Below are 18,230 nucleotides of genomic sequence, written 5' to 3'. Positions count from 1 at the left end.
GGGGGTCCAGCGCCCCGTCCGTCGGGGCCGGCCTGCGCGCCGACGGCGTGCCGTCCGGCGGTGCCGCCGCCCGGCCGCGTCGCGCCGCCGGGCGTGTGCCGCCAGCCGCGGGCCCGGCTCCCGGCGCGCGGACGCAGGGCCAGGGCGGTGGCCGCCGAGGCGGCGATCGGCACCAGGGAGAGCAGCGTCAGGGCGGCCGGCAGCGGCAGCGGGCGGTCCGCCGCGAGGAAGTCCGCCGCGGCGCCGTCGAACGGCATGCCGGTCAGGTCGCCGCGCAGGTGCAGGAAGAGCAGCAGGGCGAGCGTCGAGCCGAGGGTGGTCGCCAGCGCCGTGGTGGTGGCGGAGATCGCCGTCAGCCGGCCGGGGCCGAGGCCGATCGCCGAGAGGCCGGGACGCGGCCGGGTCCCGGGGTCGGTGCGGGCGACGGCGACGGCGAAGTACACCGTGGCGGCCAGGGGAGCGGCGCACCAGGCCAGGCGCAGCACCGAGGCGGTGGAGGCTTCCGGGTGCGTCATCGCGTGTCCCAGCGTGCACAGCAGCAGGAAGCCGGTGCCCGCCGAGGCCGCGGCGACGAGCAGCCGGCGGAGCTGGACGAGGGGCTGCCCCGCGCGGGCTAGACGGAGAGCGAGCACGCGGCCCGGCCTTCCGGCTCGGTGACGGGCGGGAGGTGGACGGTGTGCACGCGCCGTCCGTCGAGCAGCGACACCGTTCGGTCGGCGAGGGCCGCGGTGTCCGCGTCGTGCGTGGCGAGGACCACCGTGATGCCGTGCGAGCGGGCCGCCGTGGTGAGCGTGCGCAGGACCTGGGCGCGGTCGGCGCGGTGCAGCGAGGCCGTCGGCTCGTCGGCGAAGAGGACGGTGGGCGCCGCGACCAGGGCGCGGGCGACGACCACGCGCTGACGCTCGGCCTGCGGGAGGGCGTGGGGCCGCTTGCGGGCGCAGTCGCCGATGTCGAGGCGCCCCAGCCATTCGAGCGCGGCGGTCTTGGCGGCGCGGCGCGGGGTGCCGCGCAGCATCAGGGGGAGTGCGGCGTTCTCCCAGGCGTTCAGTTCCGGTACGAGGACCGGCGCCGGGTCGATCCAGCCGAAGCGGTCGCGGCGCAGCCGCTCCCGGGTGAGCGGCCCCATGGTGTGGACGGGGGTGCTGTTGAACCAGACCTCGCCGTGCTCGGGCAGCAGCTGCCCGGACAGGCATCGCAGAAGGGTCGTCTTGCCGCTGCCGCGCGGACCGCTGACGGCGAGGATCTCGCCCTCCCGGACGCCGAGCGAGACGCCGCTGAGCGCGGGCGAGCCGTTGTGCTTGACGTGCAGGGCGCGTGCCCAGAGCACGTCGTTGTCCGGCGGGGCCACCATCGCGTACACCTCGGTTCGGATCTGATTTGCGCTGCCCGGCGCCCTCGGGGAAGAGCCGGTGCGCTCCGGTGCCGGCCGGCGTGGGAGCGCGCCTGAACGTCCTCGGGGTCGCCCGGTCCCCCGCTCGGGGGAACGAAGGCAGGGCCGATCGGTCACTGGCACGCTAGGGATCCGGGGGCGCTGGGCCGGACAGCACGCGGCCCCGGGCCGCCCTTTCTCACTCGAACGGGCGGCACCGGGGCCGGTATTGATCATCCAGAAGGAAGATCAGGAAGATCTGCGAGGATCAAGAAGATCTCTGCGGATCCGGATGATCAGAGCTTCGTCCACGCCTCCGTCAGGACCTGACGGATGATCCCCTCGATCTCGTCGAAGGTCGACTGGTCGGAGATCAGCGGCGGCGACAGCTGGATGACCGGGTCCCCGCGGTCGTCGGCGCGGCAGTAGAGGCCGTACTCGTAGAGCTTCTTCGAGACGAAGCCGTAGAGCACGCGCTCCGACTCCTCGTCCGTGAAGGTCTCCTTGGTGGCCTTGTCCTTCACCAGCTCGATGCCGTAGAAGAAGCCGTTGCCGCGGACGTCGCCGACGATCGGCAGGTCGTGCAGCTTCTGGAGGGTGGTGAGGAACGCGCTCTCGTTGTCCAGCACGTGCTGGTTGAGGCCCTCGCGCTCGAACAGGTCGAGGTTGGCGACGCCGACGGCCGCGGAGACCGGGTGGCCGCCGAAGGTGTAGCCGTGCAGGAAGGTGTTGTCACCCTTGTAGAACGGCTCGGCGATGCGGTCCGAGACGATGCAGGCGCCGATCGGGGAGTAGCCCGAGGTCATGCCCTTGGCGCAGGTGATCATGTCCGGCACGTAGCCGAACTTGTCGCAGGCGAACATCGTGCCGAGACGGCCGAAGGCGCAGATGACCTCGTCCGAGACGAGCAGCACGTCGTACTGGTCGCAGATCTCGCGTACGCGCTGGAAGTACCCGGGCGGCGGCGGGAAGCAGCCGCCGGCGTTCTGCACCGGCTCCAGGAAGACGGCCGCGACCGTCTCCGGGCCCTCGAAGAGGATCTGCTGCTCGATCTGGTCGGCGGCCCAGCGGCCGAAGGCCTCGGGGTCGTCGCCGAAGAGCGGGGCGCGGTAGATGTTGGTGTTCGGCACCTTGTGCGCGCCGGGGACCAGCGGCTCGAAGGGGGCCTTCAGGGCGGGCAGGCCGGTGATGGACAGGGCGCCCTGCGGGGTGCCGTGGTAGGCGACCGCGCGCGAGATGACCTTGTACTTGGTCGGCTTGCCCTGGAGCTTGAAGTACTGCTTGGCGAGCTTCCAGGCGGTCTCGACGGCCTCGCCGCCACCGGTGGTGAAGAAGACCTTGTTCAGGTCGCCCGGCGCGTAGTTCGCGAGGCGCTCGGCGAGCTCGACGGCCTTCGGGTGGGCGTAGGACCACACGGGGAAGAAGGCCAGCTCCTGCGCCTGCTTGAACGCCGTCTCCGCCAGCTCGGTGCGGCCGTGGCCCGCCTGGACCACGAACAGGCCGGACAGGCCGTCGAGGTAGCGCTTGCCCTTGTCGTCGTAGATGTAGGTGCCCTCGCCACGCACGATGGTGGGAACGGGCGCGTTCTCGTACGAGGACATGCGGGTGAAGTGCATCCACAGGTGGTCGTACGCGGTTCGGCTGAGGTCCTTGCTCACGGCTATCGGGTTCCCCACATGTAGGTCTGCTTCTTGAGCTTCAGGTAGACGAAGCTCTCGGTGGAGCGCACGCCGGGGAGGGCCCGGATGCGTTTGTTGATGACGTCCAGCAGGTGGTCGTCGTCCTCGCAGACGATCTCGGCGAGGATGTCGAACGAGCCCGCGGTCATCACCACGTACTCGACTTCCGACATGGCCGTCAGCGCGTCCGCCACCGGGTCGAGATCGCCCTCGACGTTCACACCGACCATCGCCTGCCTGCGGAAACCCACGGTGAGCGGGTCCGTGACGGCGACGATCTGCATGACGCCCTGGTCGAGCAGCTTCTGGACGCGCTGGCGCACGGCCGCCTCGGAGAGGCCGACGGCCTTGCCGATCGCGGCGTACGGACGCCGTCCGTCCTGCTGGAGCTGTTCGATGATGGCGAGGGAGACGGCATCCAGCTGGGGACTGCCGTTCCTGGACTCCCGAGAGTCCCTGGGGTCTGCGCTTCGACTGGCCACGCACTCACTCTGCACGACGTCTCGACAGTTCCGCAAGGTTGCAGCGATGAAATTCGTTGTTTACGAGGACATGGCTTGCGGATTTCGCAGATCTGAAGGGATCGGGGGTGTTGAAAACGTGGACACACGGATTAGGGTGGGTGTCTCAGTGATTGGACACCCGACAGGAGGGCCGGCAGTGAGCACCGAGCTGCGTCGTCTGCGCAACTACATCGACGGAGAATTCCGTGACGCCGCCGACGGACGGACCACCGAGGTGGTCAACCCCGCGACCGGCGAGGCGTACGCGACCGCGCCGCTGTCCGGGCAGGCGGACGTCGACGCCGCGATGGCGGCGGCCGCCGCGGCCTTCCCGGCCTGGCGCGACCAGACCCCGGCCGAGCGGCAGAAGGCCCTCCTCAAGATCGCGGACGCGTTCGAGGAGCGGGCGGAGGACCTGATCGCGGCCGAGGTGGAGAACACCGGCAAGCCGATCGGACTGACCCGGTCCGAGGAGATCCCGCCGATGGTGGACCAGATCCGCTTCTTCGCGGGCGCGGCCCGGATGCTGGAGGGGCGGAGCGCCGGCGAGTACATGGAGGGTCTGACCTCGATCGTCCGCCGTGAGCCCATCGGCGTCTGCGCGCAGGTCGCGCCGTGGAACTACCCGATGATGATGGCCGTCTGGAAGTTCGCCCCGGCGCTCGCCGCGGGCAACACGGTCGTCCTCAAGCCGTCCGACACGACGCCCGCCTCCACGGTCCTGATCGCCGACATCGTCGGTTCGATCCTGCCCAAGGGTGTCTTCAACGTCATCTGCGGCGACCGCGACACCGGCCGCGCGATGGTCGAGCACCCGACCCCGGCGATGGCGTCCATCACCGGTTCCGTGCGCGCCGGCATGTCGGTCGCCGAGTCGGCCGCCAAGGACCTCAAGCGGGTCCACCTGGAGCTGGGCGGCAAGGCCCCCGTCGTCGTCTTCGAGGACACCGACATCGCCAAGGCCGTCGAGGACATCTCGGTGGCGGGCTTCTTCAACGCCGGGCAGGACTGTACGGCCGCCACGCGCGTCCTGGTCCAGGAGGGCATCCACGACGAGTTCGTGGCCGCGCTCGCCAAGGCCGCCGCCGACACCAAGACCGGGCAGCCGGACGACGAGGACGTGCTGTACGGGCCGCTCAACAACCCCAACCAGCTCAAGCAGGTGTCCGGCTTCATCGAGCGCCTGCCCGCCCACGCCAAGGTCGAGGCCGGTGGCCACCAGGTCGGCGAGAAGGGCTACTTCTACGCCCCGACCGTCGTCTCCGGTCTGCGGCAGGACGACGAGATCATCCAGAACGAGGTCTTCGGCCCGGTCATCACCGTGCAGTCGTTCTCGGACGAGAAGCAGGCCGTCGAGTGGGCGAACGGCGTGGACTACGCCCTCGCCTCCTCCGTCTGGACCAAGGACCACGGCCGCGCCATGCGCCTGTCCAAGGCCCTCGACTTCGGCTGCGTGTGGATCAACACCCACATCCCGCTGGTCGCCGAGATGCCCCACGGCGGCTTCAAGAAGTCCGGCTACGGCAAGGACCTCTCCGGGTACGGCTTCGAGGACTACACGCGCATCAAGCACGTGATGACGTCGCTGGACGCGTAGTCCGCAGGCACGCGGCCCCGGGCGGAACTCCCGTCCGGGGCCGCGGTGTTCCCGGGGTGCGGGTGCGGGTGCGGGTGCGGGTACGGGTACGGGTGCGGGTGCGGGGGCACCGTGCCGCGCCCCGCCCGAAGTCCCACGAACGCAGGGGCGGTCGACAGGGTGTCGGCCCCGTGTGCGATCGCTCGACGCTGCGTCCATTGTCCGCCCCGAGTATCCGGCGGCATGCTGCCCGGGTGCCCGCGCCCCGGAAGTCCCCGTCCCCGTCCCGCCGTTCCCTGCTGAGCGCGCTCGGCGGTGGTGCCGCGCTCGGTGCGCTGGCCGGGTGCGGGGTCCCGGCCGCGTACGTGGCGCCGGGCGAGCGTGCCGGAGTCGACCTCTCCGCCCGCGACAAGCGCTTGACCTGGGCGAACTGGCCCCTCTACATCGACACCGACGACACGGACACGGCGCGGCGGCCCACGCTGGACGCCTTCGAGAAGCGCACCGGGATCACGGTCGACTACGTCGAGGAGATCAACGACAACGACGAGTTCTTCGGCAAGGTCAGCCCTTCCCTGATGAACCATCAGCGGACGGGGCGCGACCTGATCGTCGTCAGCGACTGGATGTGCGCGCGCTTCGTCCGGCTCGGCTGGGTCCAGGAGATGGACCGGGCCAACCAGCCGAACGTCACCAAGTACCTCGACCCGCTGCTGAGTTCACCGTCCTTCGACCCGGGACGCAGATCCACCGTGCCGTGGCAGTCGGGCATCACCGGCATCGCGTACAACCGGCGCCGGGTGGGCCGTGAGATCGCCCGGGTCTCCGACCTGTGGGCGGACGACCTCAAGGGCCGGGTCACACTCCTCTCCGGTCTCGACGAGGCGTTCGCTCTGCTGATGCAGGGCAACGGCGTCGACATCACCCGGTGGACGGCGGACGACTTCCACACCGTGTGCGACCAGGTCGACGAGCACGTGCGCGACGGCCGGATCCGGCGCTTCACCGGCAACGACTACGTCAAGGATCTCGCCGGCGGCGACGTGCTCGCCTGCCAGGCGTACTCCGGTGACGTGATCCAGCTCCAGGCCGACGACCCCGACATCCGCTTCGTGGTGCCGGAGGAGGGCGCCGAGCTGTGGGCGGAGTCCCTGATGATCCCGAACCTGGCCGGTCACAAGGCGAACGCGGAGAAGCTCGTCGACCACTACTACGACCCCGAGGTCGCCGCCGAACTCGCCGCGTGGGTCAACTACGTCTGCCCGGTTCCGGCCGCCCGGGACGTCCTCGCCTCCGCCAAGGACAAGGACACCGCGGCCCTGGCCGAGGACCCGCTGATCTTCCCGGACGCCACCATGCGCGGGCGCCTCGCGATCGCCCGCGACATCACGTCGGCGGAACGCCCCGAGTTCGCGAAGCGATGGAACGCGATCGCGGGGCTGTGACCGCCCGCCCGCGACCGGCCGCCCACCTCCGGCCGCCCACCTCCGGCCGCCCGCGACCGCCCAAAGCCGTCGCGTCAGCCGGCCGTCTCGACGTACGACGCCAGATGGGCCAGCGAGGAGCGGATGCCGGCCTCGTGGTCCGACCGGTCGATGCCGGGCGGCACGTCCGCGGCGGTGACGGTCACCTCCGTCCCGTCACCCGTGGCGGCGAGGTGCCACGTCATCGTCATGGTGCCCGCGTACGACGGGTCGTCGGCCTCGAACACCACCCGCTGCACCACCCGCTCCGGGGGCGCCAGCTCGGCGAATCCGACGTCGACGACATCCGTCGCCCGGGACGTCTTGCCCTGGCCGGCGCCGGGCTCGAGATAGGTGAGGACCATCCGGAAGCCGCCCCCGGGCCGGGGGTCCCACCGCTCGATCCGCCCCCGCATGCCGTCCGGCGGCAGCCAGGCCTCCAGCGACTCCCGGTCGAGGAGTGCGGCGTACACGGCGGACGGTGGTGCCACGATCACCCGGGTGACCCGGTCGGTCCTGCGCATGTCCCGATCCTAGAGCCGACAGGCGCCGGCTCGGGGGCGTGGCCGCCGTGGCGGAGGGAACAACACCGGGCGTCACCCGCGGCCGCTCACCGCTTCAGCGCCGCCCGCCCGATCCGTTCCGCGACGGGATTCATCGCCTCGCCCTTCGCGTCCGTGGAGTTGACCGAGTAGACCAGCGTGCGGGAGAGGTCGCGGGTGGCGGCGATCAGCGAGCTGTAGCCGTGACGGGCGCCCGACTTGAGCCAGTAGACCGTGCCCTCGTACTCGAAGCGCTGGAGCCCGGCGCTCATGTCGGCGCCCTCGACGTCCGCGGGGACCGTGAACATCTCCTCGAGCTGCGGCCGGGGGACCAGGTCGCCCCGGAAGAGGTGGGTGATCAGGCGCTCCAGGTCGGCCGTCGTCGAGATCATGTCGCCCGCCGCCCGGCGGTCGGCCTGGTTCCAGTCCGTGACGTCCACGAACCGGGTCGTGCCGTCCGTCCCCCGGACCGTTTGGTAGCCGCGGTTGTGCGGGCCGCGGATCCGGGGGTCGGTACCGGGGAAGTACGTGTGGCGCATCCCCGCGGGCCGCAGCACGCGCCGGGTGGCCTCGGACGCGTACGAGTGGCCCGTGACCTTCTCGACCAGCATCCCGAGGATCGTGTAGTTGATGTTCAGGTAGTGCTGCTCGTCGCCCGGGCCGAACTCCGGGCCCTTCGCGACCGCCGAAGCCACGACCGCCTCCGGAGTGAGCGTGTCGAAGCGGTGCGCGTACGCCTCCTCGAAGGAGTCCCCGAAACCGTCACCGGCCCGGATGCCGCTGGTGTGGTTGAGCAACTGCCGTACGGTGACCGGCTCTTGGAAGGAGGCGGGCAGCAGGCCGGGGAGGTAGTCCTCTGCCGGCGCCATGAGGTCGACCCGGTTCTCGGCGGCGAGCTGGAGCACCACCGCCGCGGTCACCACCTTGGTGGTGGAGCCGGCGCGGAAGCGCGCGTTCGGGTCGGCCTTCCGGTCGCCGCGCAGGTCGTGCACGCCGGCGCTCCCGCGCCAGCTCCCGTCGGAGCCGCCGACGCGTACGAGCGCGGCCGTCGCGTCCGTCCCCGGCAACCCGGCGAGCGCCGCGCGCAGGGCCTCGGCGTCCGGCCCGGTGGCGGAGGCGTGCACCGCAGCGGGGGCGCCGGGCGCGGCGAGGGCGGGCGCGGCGAGGGGGCCCGCCGTCAGCCCCAGGGCGAGCGCGGCGGCCACGGTGGTGAGGGTACGGGCGCTGACGTGCGGCAAGACTGCTCCTCGGATGGATGACGCGGAGCCGACCGGTCGGGGTCGGTGAGATCATCCTGCGGCCGGACGCCGCGTCGCGGATCGTCGGCGAGGAGGGCCCTGTCCCGGTACCGCCCCCGAGCAACTGGCGTGCGTGGCACGGGGGTTGCTCGGGGATCACCCCTAGGGTTGCCGCCCGGAGGGGAAGCGGATCACGGTCTCTCGGGCGGTCGGGCACCGGGAGGCCCGGGGAGCCGGGGGGCTCTCCGGGCCCCGGGCCTTTCGTGTCCCCCGAGTAGCGAGCGCGTACGGCACCCGGTCAGGGGCCGACCGGTACCCGCGCCCCGCGCAGGGCGCACAGTGCATCGACGCGGTTCGTGGTGATCGAGTCGACGCCGAGGTCGAGCAGCCGCCGCATGGAGCGCCGGGTGTCGGGCGTCCACGCCGACAGCAGGCAGCCGCTGCGGTGCACCCGCGCCACCAGGTCCCGGTCGATCAGCCCGAAGCGGTAGTTGAGCCACCGGGGACGCACCGCTTCGAGCAGGGCGGCCCGCGGCGGTGCCAGTGTCGTCCGGGTCAGCGCGATCTCCGCGGCCGGGTCGGCCTCGCGCACCGCGAGCATGGCCGGGGCGCCCGCGCAGTAGTACACCCGCTCCTCGGCCCCGCACGCGCGGACGACGTCCACGACCTCGCGTACGGCCGCGCGGTCCGCGCCGGGCAGGTCGATCATGAGCCGGGCGTCGTCCGTCGCGGCCAGCGCGTCCACGAGGGTCGGCACCCCGCCCGCCGTCAGCCCGCGCACCTCGTCCGAGGAGAGCGAGCGCAGCGGACGGTCGTGCTCCCACAGCCGCCCGAGCGTCTCGTCGTGCAGCAGGACGGGCACGCCGTCGCGGGTGAGACGGACGTCGATCTCCACCGCGTCCGCGCCCCGGCGGAGCGCGGAACGCAGGGAGCCGATCGTGTTCTCGCGGACGCGGTAGGGGTCGCCGCGGTGGGCGACGGCAGTCACGGTGCGCATGCGCCCATTGTGCGGGCCCGCCACCGCGCGGCCGTTCATCGGGGTGCGGCGGCCGGGTGCCGGGCGGCGCCCGTCGTCGTCCACGCCCGAAGAGCGCGTCGGCGTCAGGACGCCGGCCGCGCCGAGGTGTACGTCAGGACGACAGCCACGCCGAGGTGTACGTGTCGATCTCCTCGGCGAGCCGCTTCTTGCCGGCCGGATCGAGGAAGGACGCCTCGACGGCGTTCTTGGCGAGGGCGGCGAGACCCCGCTCGTCGAGGTCCAGCAGCCGGGCGGCGACCGCGTACTCGTTGTTGAGGTCGGTGCCGAACATCGGCGGGTCGTCGGAGTTGATCGTGACCAGCACGCCCGCGCTCACCATGTCCTTCAGGGGATGCTCGTCGAGGGTGCGGACCGCGCGGGTCGCGATGTTCGAGGTCGGGCAGACCTCCAGGGCGATGCGGTGCTCGGCGAGGTGCGCGAGCAGTTCCGGGTCCCGGGCGGAGCTGGTGCCGTGTCCGATGCGCTCGGCGCCGAGGTCGTTCAGCGCGTCCCAGACGGTCTGCGGCCCCGTCGTCTCACCGGCGTGCGGCACCGAGTGCAGCCCGGCCGCGATCGCCCGGTCGAAGTACGGCTTGAACTGCGGCCGCGGTACGCCGATCTCGGGCCCGCCGAGGCCGAAGGAGACGAGCCCCTCGGGCCGTACGCGGTCGTCGGTGGCGAGCCGTGTCGTCTCCGCGGCGGCTTCGAGGCCCGCCTCGCCGGGAATGTCGAAGCACCAGCGAAGGACGACGCCGAGCTCGGCCTCGGCCGCCTTGCGGGCGTCCTCGATCGCCTCCATGAAGCCCAGCTCGTCGATGCCGCGGCGGGTGGAGGAGAAGGGGGTGAGGGTGAGTTCGGCGTACCGCACCTGCTGGCGGGCCATGTCCCGGGCGACCTCGTAGGTCAGCAGCCGGACGTCCTCCGGGGTGCGCACGAGGTCGACGACGGACAGGTACACCTCGATGAAGTGGGCGAAGTCCGTGAACGTGAAGTAGTCGGCGAGGGCCTCGGGGTCGGTCGGGACCTTCGAGTCGGGGTGGCGGGCGGCCAGCGTGGAGACGATCCGGGGGGAGGCGGAACCGACGTGGTGCACATGCAGTTCGGCCTTGGGCAGTCCGGCGATGAAGGCGTGCGGGTCGCGGGCGTCGCGGTGGTCGGTCAAGGGTTCCTCCCCGGGAACGGCGCCCCGCCTCGGGTGGCAGGGGGACGCGGGTGATCGGCTGATCGGTGACTCGGGGATCATCGTAGGCCGCCGTCCGCACGCCGGGGGCCCGGGCCGTAGCATGACGGAACGTACAACAGAGGGGACCTCGCGTATGTCCGACGACGCCCGCACGCCGGAACCGCCGGACCACGCCGCCGGGCCGCACGCGCCCGCCTTCCGGGGGCACGGACCGGGCGCCGGCCCGCAGGACGCGCCTCCCGCGCCCAAGGTCGCCCTGGACAAGCAGACCCCCGCACCCGGGCAGGCCCCTGTACCCGAGCCGGACCCCTGGGCTCCGCCGCCGGAGGACGCGGTGCCCCCGGGCCCAGGCACCACGGCGCCGCCCTCGGTGCACAACCAGCCCACCGTGACGTCGATGCCGGCCGTCGGCGGACCGGTGCCGCACGGAGCGGGCTCCCCGGGAACCGGCGGGGGACCGGCGGCCTCCCGGCCGTGGGCGAACCCCTTCACACCGCCGGCCTCCGGCCCGGCCCCCGGCCCGTACGCCCCGCCCGGCGGCCCCCAGCCCTCGGCGGGCGCCCCACCGCGTCACCCCTTCGCGCCGCCCGGCGGCCCCGGCTCCTTCGGCGGGCCGGCACCCGGGGAGCCGGTCCCGCCGCCGCCCCTGGCCCCCGAGGGCCCCGGCATGGCCCCGTACGGCTACCCCCAGTACCCGGGTCCGCCGGTCCACGGCGGTCACGTCCCCTACCCGGGCGGGAACCCGGGCTACGGCTGGTCCGCCATGGCGCCGATGCCGAGCAACGGAATGGGCACCACCTCGCTGGTGCTCGGCATCATCGCGGCCGCGCTCTTCTGCCTCTGGCCGCTGGCCATCCTGCTGGGCATCCTCGCCGTCGTCTTCGGCGTGATCGGCCGCCGCAAGGCGGGCCGGGGCGAGGCGACGAACCCGGGCCAGGCCCTGGCGGGCATCATCTGCGGCGCGGTCGGCCTGCTGCTCGGCATCGGCTTCGCCGTGCTGATCTTCGCCCTTCCCGACGACCGCGACGACGACCCCTACTTCGGGAGCGACGACGGATACTCGACGTCCCTGGTGGTGGCGGGGCTCCGCTAGGACAGCGCCGCCCGGACGGCTCCGCCGGCGGCACCTAGGAGAGGGACCGGTCCGCTTCCAGGGCCGCCGGGGCGCCGTCGCCCGGGGCTCTGAGCCTCTTCCGCGCCTCCATCAGCGCGAACCCCAGCAGGTTCGGACCGCGCCACCGCTCGGGGTCCAGCGCGCGCTCGTCGTCGGCCGCGAGCCCGATGCCCCAGATGCGGTCCACGGGACTGGCCTCGACGAGCACCCGGTCGCCGGTGTTCAGCAGGAATCCCCGCAGGTCCGGGTGCGCGGCGAACTTGTGGACGCTGCCCTCGGCCACGATCCGGAAGCGCTCGCGCTCCCAGAGCGCGGCGTCGAAACCGCGCACCAGCCGGCCCGCCTTCTTGGCGAGCGCGGGATTCGGCGCGTCGATCGCCTGCCGCTCCGCCTCCGGGTCGCCGAAGAGGCGCGCCTTGGCCGCCATCATCCAGTGCTCCGCCGTCGCATACTCGACATCGTCCACGGTGAACGGAGACGGCCACCACTGACTCAGACAGCTCGCACCGGCCCGGCCGTCGGGCCGCGGCCGGTGTCCCCAGAACAGCAGGTACCTGATCCGCGCCCCCGCGCGGACCTCCCTGACCAGGGTTTCCCGAGAATCGATCGTCCCCATGCACGCGAGTCTGGCACGCACCACTGACACTCCGTCCCGGCTTTTCCGGGTGGACTCGACACCTGGTCGACAGATTCCGTCGCGTAACCAAAAGGCAACAACGGAATCACTTGTTGAGGTCACCCCGCTCTGTCAGGATCGGCACTCAAATCGAGCTGGAGCTACGCCGACCCCCGTGGGACGGGGAGGGCGGCGGAGGAGAGCGACATGCACAATCCGGGCCAACGCTTCCAGGCGCAGGACCGCTTCGCGGACGGCGCGCAGTACATCGCGGGCCGGCTGACCAAGGGCACCTCGGGCCGCACCCACACGGTCGTGGACCCCGCCACCGGCGACGAGGTCTACACGTACGAGCTGGCGGGAGCCGCCGACGTGGACGCCGCCGTCGCGGCCGCCCGCGCCGCCTTCCCCGGCTGGGCCGGCGCGACCCCCGGCGAGCGCTCCGACGCACTGCACCGCTTCGCCGCCGTGCTCGCCGAACGGGCCGAGGAGTTCGCCCAGGCGGAGTCGCTGCAGTGCGGCAAGCCGCTCAAGCTCACCCGCCAGTTCGACGTCCCCGGAACCATCGACAACACCGCGTTCTTCGCCGGTGCGGCCCGGCATCTGCAGGGCCAGTCCGCTGGCGAGTACTCCGGGGACCACACCTCGTACGTACGCCGTGAACCCATCGGAGTCGTCGGCTCCATCGCGCCCTGGAACTACCCCCTCCAGATGGCCGCCTGGAAGATCCTCCCGGCGATCGCCGCGGGCAACACGGTCGTCCTCAAGCCCGCCGAGCTCACCCCGCTCACCTCGCTCCTGTTCGCCGAGGCGGCCACCGCGGCCGGCATCCCCGACGGCGTCGTCAACATCGTCACCGGCGCGGGCAAGGACGCGGGCGAGCACCTCGTCGCCCACCCCGACGTCGCCATGACCTCCTTCACCGGGTCCACCGCCGTCGGCAGGCGTGTCGCGGAGATCGCCACCTCCACCGTCAAGCGGCTCCATCTGGAGCTGGGCGGCAAGGCACCCTTCCTGGTCTTCGACGACGCGGACCTGGAGGCCGCCGTGCACGGAGCCGTCGCGGGCGCCCTCATCAACACCGGGCAGGACTGCACGGCCGCCACGCGCGCGTACGTGCAAAGGCCCCTCCACGACGAGTTCGTCGCGCGGACCGCCGCGCTCATGGCGAGCGTCCGCGTCGGCGATCCCTTCGCGCCGGACACCGACCTCGGCCCGCTGATCTCCCACGCGCAGCGCGACCGGGTCGCCGCGTTCGTCGACCGGGCCCGCTCCTCCGCGCGCGTGGTCACCGGCGGGGAGATCCCCGAGGAGCTGAAGGAGGGCGCGTACTACCGGCCCACGCTCGTCGCCGACGCCGCCCAGGACAGCGAGATCGTGCAGGCCGAGATCTTCGGCCCCGTCCTCGTCGTGCTCCCCTTCGACAGCGACGACGAGGGGATCCGGCTCGCCAACGACACGCCGTACGGCCTCGCCGCCTCCGCCTGGAGCCGGGACGTCTACCGGGCGAACCGTGCCACCCGGGAGATCAAGGCCGGGTGCGTGTGGGTCAACGACCACATCCCGATCATCAGCGAGATGCCGCACGGCGGATACAAGGCGTCCGGCTTCGGCAAGGACATGTCCGCCTACTCCTTCGAGGAGTACACGCAGGTCAAGCACGTCATGTTCGACAACACCGCGGTCGCCAGGAAGGACTGGCACCGCACGATCTTCGGGGACCGATAGCCAGAACAGGCCGCGCGACCACGGCCGCTTCCTCCGAAAGGGCACCAGGAGCATGGAGCAGTACGAGCCCGACCGTCCGTCCCCGGCCCAGCTGGCCGCCTTTCGCCGCAGCCTCGCGAACGGCAGGGCGTCCCTCACCCGGCGCTCGCTGCTGCGGGCCTCCGCTGGCGGTGCACTCGCCGCCGGCGGCCTCGGAGCGCTGAGCGGCTGCGGTATCCCCGCGGCCGGCACGACCCAGGGCGGCGTCTCCGCCGAGGACCACTCGGCCAAGGAGAAGACGATCAATTTCTCCAACTGGACCGAGTACATGGACGTGGACGAGAGCGAGAAGCACCACCCCACGCTCGACGCGTTCACCGAGCGGACCGGCGTCAGGGTCAAGTACACCGAGGACATCAACGACAACGTCGAGTTCTTCGGCAAGATCAAACCGCAGCTCGCGGCGGGCCAGGACACCGGCCGCGACATCATCGTCGTCACCGACTGGCTCGCGGCCCGCCTGATCCGCTTCGGCTGGGTCCAGAAACTGGACGCCGCCAACCTGCCGCACGCCTACGCGAACCTCTCCCAGCAGTTCCGCAACCCGGACTGGGACCCCGGCCGCGCCTACTCCTATCCCTGGCAGGGCATCTCCACCGTCATCGCCTACAACAAGAAGGCCCTCGACGGCGAGAAGGTCGAGTCGATCTCCGACATGCTCGACAACCCCAGGCTCAAGGGGCGCGTCGGCTTCCTCTCGGAGATGCGCGACAGCGTCGGCATGACGCTGCTGGACATGGGCAAGGACCCGGCGAAATTCACCGACGACGACTTCGACGCGGCGATCGCCCGGCTCCAGAAGGCGGTCGACAAGGGCCAGATCCGCCGCTTCACCGGCAACGACTACACGTCCGACCTCACCAAGGGCGACCTCGCGGCCTGCGTCGCCTGGGCGGGCGACGTCGTCCAGCTCAAGGCGGACAGCCCGGACATCGGCTTCATCATCCCGGACAGCGGCTACATCACGTCCACGGACAACATGCTGATCCCCAACAAGGCACGTCACAAGACGAACGCCGAGCGGCTGATGGACTACTACTTCGAGCCGAAGCCGGCCGCCGAACTCGCGGCGTACATCAACTACGTGTGTCCCGTCGACGGCGTGAAGGAAGAGCTCGCGAAGATCGACCAGGACGCGGCGGACAACCCGCTGATCATTCCCGACAAGGCCATGGCCGCCAGGTCCCACCCCTTCCGCTCACTGAGCCCGAAGGAAGAGACGGCCTACGAAGAGAAGTTCGCGAAGCTCACAGGGGCGTGACGATGATGAAGACTGACAGCAGCGGCGACGTCCGCCTCTCCGGCATCAGCAAGACCTACGGCTCCTTCACGGCCGTCCACCCGCTCGACCTGACCGTCCCGCAGGGCTCGTTCTTCGCGCTTCTCGGAGCCTCGGGCTGCGGCAAGACCACCACCCTTCGGATGATCGCCGGCCTGGAGGAGCCCAGTTCGGGCACCGTCGCCCTCGGCGACCAGGACGTGACGAACCTGCCGCCGTACAAGCGGCCGGTGAACACCGTCTTCCAGTCGTACGCGCTCTTCCCGCACCTCGACATCTTCGAGAACGTCGCCTTCGGCCTGCGCCGGCGCGGCATCAAGTCGGTGAAGAAGCAGGTCGAGGACATGCTGGAGCTGGTCCAGCTCGGCGAGCAGGCCCGCAAGAAACCCCACCAGCTCTCGGGCGGCCAGCAGCAGCGCGTCGCCGTGGCCCGCGCCCTGATCAACCACCCCAAGGTGCTGCTCCTCGACGAGCCGCTCGGCGCCCTCGACCTCAAGCTGCGCCGCCAGATGCAGCTGGAGCTGAAGCGCATCCAGACCGAGGTGGGCATCACGTTCGTCCACGTCACGCACGACCAGGAGGAGGCCATGACCATGGCCGACACGGTCGCCGTGATGAACGCGGGCCGCGTCGAGCAGCTGGGCTCGCCCGCCGACCTCTACGAGAACCCGAACACCACGTTCGTCGCCAACTTCCTCGGCACCTCCAACTTCATCGAGGCCGAGGTGGACACCCGCACCGGCGACGAGATCGTCCTCAAGGCCGGGGGCGGCAAGCTCCTGCTGCCCGCCACGCGATGTTCGGCGCCCACCGCGGCCGGGGGCAGGGTGCTGGCCGGCGTCCGTCCCGAGAAGATCTCGCTCACGCACGCCGACGACGCCGGGCTCATCCCGGCCGGCCGCAACCGGATCACCGGCAGGATCGCCCACTCCAGCTTCATCGGCGTCTCCACCCAGTACGTCGTCGACAGCGCGGTCTGCCCCGGCTTCGAGGTGTACGCCCAGAACATCGACCGTGACTCCCGGCTCGCGCCAGGCGCCGACGTCGTCCTGCACTGGAGCCCGGAGCACACCTTCGGTCTGGACGCGGCGCAGGACATCGACGCGGGCGTCGAGACGGTCGAGGAGGAGGCCGCCTGATGTCGACGCTCACCGAGGCGCCACCGCCTCTCGCACCCGCCCCGGCGAAGAAGCCGCCCCGCAGGCGCGGCCGGCTCACCCCGTACTGGCTGCTGCTGCCCGGCATCCTGTGGCTGGTGGTCTTCTTCGCGCTGCCGATGGTCTACCAGGCCTCCACGTCCGTGCAGACGGGATCCCTGGAGGACGGCTACCGGGTCACCTGGCACTTCGCGACCTACTGGGACGCGCTGGCGGACTACTGGCCCCAGTTCCTGCGCTCCGTGCTGTACGCGGGCTCCGCCACGGTGCTGTGCCTGATCCTCGGCTATCCGCTCGCGTACCTCATCGCGTTCCGCGCGGGCCGCTGGCGCAACGTCGTCCTGATCCTGGTGATCGCGCCGTTCTTCACCAGCTTCCTGATCCGCACGCTCGCCTGGAAGACGATCCTCGCGGACGGCGGCCCGGTCGTCGGCGCGCTCAACTCGCTGCACGTCCTGGACGTCACCAGCTGGCTCGGCATGACCTCGGGCGACCGGGTGCTGGCGACCCCGCTCGCCGTGATCTGCGGACTCACGTACAACTTCCTGCCGTTCATGATCCTGCCGCTGTACACCTCGCTGGAGCGGATCGACGGGCGGCTGCACGAGGCCGCCGGCGACCTGTACGCCAGGCCCGTCACCACCTTCCGCAAGGTGACGTTCCCGCTGTCGATGCCGGGGGTCGTCTCGGGCACCCTGCTGACGTTCATCCCCGCGAGCGGCGACTACGTGAACGCCGACCTGCTCGGCTCCACGGACACCCGCATGGTCGGCAATGTGATCCAGACGCAGTTCCTGCGGATCCTCGACTATCCGACGGCCGCGGCGCTCTCGTTCCTCCTCATGGCCGCGATCCTCATCATGGTCACGCTCTACATCCGCAGGTCCGGGACGGAGGATCTGGTCTAAATGGCTCTCGTACGCTGGTTCAAGCACCATCTCGTCGTCATCGCCGGACTGCTGACGCTCGGCTATCTGCTGCTGCCGAACGTCGTCGTCACGGTGTTCTCCTTCAACAAGCCGAAGGGCCGCTTCAATTACGAGTGGCAGTCCTTCTCCACGGACGCCTGGCGCGATCCGTGCGGGGTCGCCGACATGTGCGGCTCGCTCTCCCTCAGCCTGCAGATCGCGTTCTGGGCGACGCTCGGGGCCACCGCCCTCGGCACGATGATCGCCTTCGCCCTGGTCCGCTACCGCTTCCGGGCGCGCGGCTCGGTGAACTCGCTGATCTTCCTGCCGATGGCGATGCCCGAGGTGGTGATGGCCGCCTCGCTGCTCACGCTGTTCCTCAACATGGGCGCGCAGCTGGGCTTCTGGACGATCCTGATCGCCCACATCATGTTCTGCCTCAGCTTCGTCGTCACCGCCGTCAAGGCGCGCGTGATGTCGATGGATCCGCGTCTGGAGCAGGCGGCCCAGGACCTGTACGCCGGTCCCGTGCAGACCTTCGTGCGGGTCACGCTGCCCATCGCGGCGCCCGGGATCGCGGCGGGCGCGCTGCTGGCCTTCGCGCTCTCCTTCGACGATTTCATCATCACCAACTTCAACGCGGGCTCCACCGTCACCTTCCCCATGTTCGTCTGGGGATCGGCACAGCGCGGAACACCCGTGCAGATCAACGTCATCGGTACGGCCATGTTCGTCGTCGCCGTACTTCTCGTCCTGGCCGGCATGGTGATCGGCAACCGCCGCAACCGGCAGAAGGCGTAAGAGCAATTCTCGTAGGG

At 71.2% G+C, this 18,230-nt stretch carries 16 protein-coding genes and 1 pseudogene; 8 read left to right on the top strand and 9 right to left on the bottom strand.

Annotation, left to right across the window (positions count from 1 at the left end):
• The 4 genes and pseudogenes from AC0ZLC_RS32995 to AC0ZLC_RS32980 form a co-directional block, all read right to left on the bottom strand.
• Positions 1-632 (bottom strand): annotated as a pseudogene (locus tag AC0ZLC_RS32995) (hypothetical protein); the annotation flags it as partial.
• Complete coding sequence (locus AC0ZLC_RS32990) at positions 614-1,351, bottom strand: ABC transporter ATP-binding protein (RefSeq protein ID WP_476755612.1); 738 nt, start codon at positions 1,349-1,351, stop codon at positions 614-616. The pseudogene AC0ZLC_RS32995 and the gene AC0ZLC_RS32990, both read right to left, overlap by 19 nt.
• Positions 1,352-1,665: 314 nt before the next feature.
• A complete protein-coding gene (locus tag AC0ZLC_RS32985; protein WP_358853909.1) occupies positions 1,666-3,045 on the bottom strand; it encodes an aspartate aminotransferase family protein in 1,380 nt (459 codons plus the stop codon).
• On the bottom strand, positions 3,030-3,545 hold the full coding sequence (locus AC0ZLC_RS32980; RefSeq protein WP_358853908.1) for an Lrp/AsnC family transcriptional regulator: 516 nt from the start codon (positions 3,543-3,545) through the stop codon (positions 3,030-3,032). The genes AC0ZLC_RS32985 and AC0ZLC_RS32980 overlap by 16 nt, the downstream gene beginning before the upstream one ends.
• Positions 3,546-3,708: 163 nt before the next feature.
• Here AC0ZLC_RS32980 and AC0ZLC_RS32975 point away from each other — a divergent pair, with 163 nt between their 5' ends.
• Positions 3,709-5,148: a gamma-aminobutyraldehyde dehydrogenase gene (locus tag AC0ZLC_RS32975; protein WP_476755611.1), complete on the top strand. Its 1,440-nt coding sequence runs from the start codon at positions 3,709-3,711 to the stop codon at positions 5,146-5,148.
• A 233-nt stretch (positions 5,149-5,381) separates the two neighbouring features.
• Positions 5,382-6,572, top strand: coding sequence for a polyamine ABC transporter substrate-binding protein (locus AC0ZLC_RS32970; RefSeq protein ID WP_476755610.1), 1,191 nt, complete (start codon positions 5,382-5,384; stop codon positions 6,570-6,572).
• A 74-nt stretch (positions 6,573-6,646) separates the two neighbouring features.
• Here AC0ZLC_RS32970 and AC0ZLC_RS32965 read toward each other — a convergent pair whose 3' ends face one another.
• The 4 genes from AC0ZLC_RS32965 to AC0ZLC_RS32950 form a co-directional block, all read right to left on the bottom strand.
• Positions 6,647-7,114 (bottom strand): SRPBCC family protein, encoded by a 468-nt coding sequence (locus tag AC0ZLC_RS32965; protein ID WP_476755609.1) that lies wholly within the window; start codon positions 7,112-7,114, stop codon positions 6,647-6,649.
• An 86-nt stretch (positions 7,115-7,200) separates the two neighbouring features.
• The gene (locus AC0ZLC_RS32960) at positions 7,201-8,370 is read right to left on the bottom strand and encodes a serine hydrolase domain-containing protein (protein WP_476755608.1); all 1,170 of its coding nucleotides are present in this window, start codon (positions 8,368-8,370) and stop codon (positions 7,201-7,203) included.
• Positions 8,371-8,668: 298 nt separating this feature from the next.
• Entirely contained in the window at positions 8,669-9,367 is a 699-nt protein-coding gene (locus AC0ZLC_RS32955) for a glycerophosphodiester phosphodiesterase (protein ID WP_476755607.1), read from the bottom strand.
• Positions 9,368-9,500: 133 nt separating this feature from the next.
• Positions 9,501-10,673: an adenosine deaminase gene (locus AC0ZLC_RS32950; protein ID WP_476755606.1), complete on the bottom strand. Its 1,173-nt coding sequence runs from the start codon at positions 10,671-10,673 to the stop codon at positions 9,501-9,503.
• Positions 10,674-10,704: 31 nt separating this feature from the next.
• On the opposite strand from AC0ZLC_RS32950, the gene AC0ZLC_RS32945 reads away from it, so the two are divergent.
• Complete coding sequence (locus AC0ZLC_RS32945; RefSeq protein WP_476755605.1) at positions 10,705-11,664, top strand: DUF4190 domain-containing protein; 960 nt, start codon at positions 10,705-10,707, stop codon at positions 11,662-11,664.
• Between the two features lie 34 nt (positions 11,665-11,698).
• Here AC0ZLC_RS32945 and AC0ZLC_RS32940 read toward each other — a convergent pair whose 3' ends face one another.
• Positions 11,699-12,301, bottom strand: a complete 603-nt coding sequence (locus AC0ZLC_RS32940) for an NADAR family protein (protein ID WP_476755604.1) — start codon at positions 12,299-12,301, stop codon at positions 11,699-11,701.
• Positions 12,302-12,508: 207 nt separating this feature from the next.
• Between AC0ZLC_RS32940 and AC0ZLC_RS32935 the strand changes: the two genes are divergently transcribed.
• The 5 genes from AC0ZLC_RS32935 to AC0ZLC_RS32915 are packed head-to-tail and all read left to right on the top strand — an operon-like array spanning position 12,509 to position 18,213.
• Entirely contained in the window at positions 12,509-14,029 is a 1,521-nt protein-coding gene (locus AC0ZLC_RS32935; protein WP_476755603.1) for a gamma-aminobutyraldehyde dehydrogenase, read from the top strand.
• Positions 14,030-14,081: 52 nt separating this feature from the next.
• Positions 14,082-15,329 (top strand): polyamine ABC transporter substrate-binding protein, encoded by a 1,248-nt coding sequence (locus AC0ZLC_RS32930; protein WP_476755602.1) that lies wholly within the window; start codon positions 14,082-14,084, stop codon positions 15,327-15,329.
• 5 nt (positions 15,330-15,334) lie between these two features.
• Complete coding sequence (locus AC0ZLC_RS32925; RefSeq protein ID WP_476755614.1) at positions 15,335-16,486, top strand: ABC transporter ATP-binding protein; 1,152 nt, start codon at positions 15,335-15,337, stop codon at positions 16,484-16,486.
• A complete protein-coding gene (locus AC0ZLC_RS32920; RefSeq protein WP_476755601.1) occupies positions 16,486-17,412 on the top strand; it encodes an ABC transporter permease in 927 nt (308 codons plus the stop codon). The genes AC0ZLC_RS32925 and AC0ZLC_RS32920 overlap by 1 nt, the downstream gene beginning before the upstream one ends.
• On the top strand, positions 17,413-18,213 hold the full coding sequence (locus AC0ZLC_RS32915) for an ABC transporter permease (protein WP_476755600.1): 801 nt from the start codon (positions 17,413-17,415) through the stop codon (positions 18,211-18,213). It begins immediately after the preceding gene.
• Positions 18,214-18,230 lie beyond the last annotated feature (17 nt).

This window comes from Streptomyces sp. GLSS-08 (assembly GCF_056387915.1).
This window is presented reverse-complemented; position numbering and strand designations above follow the sequence as displayed.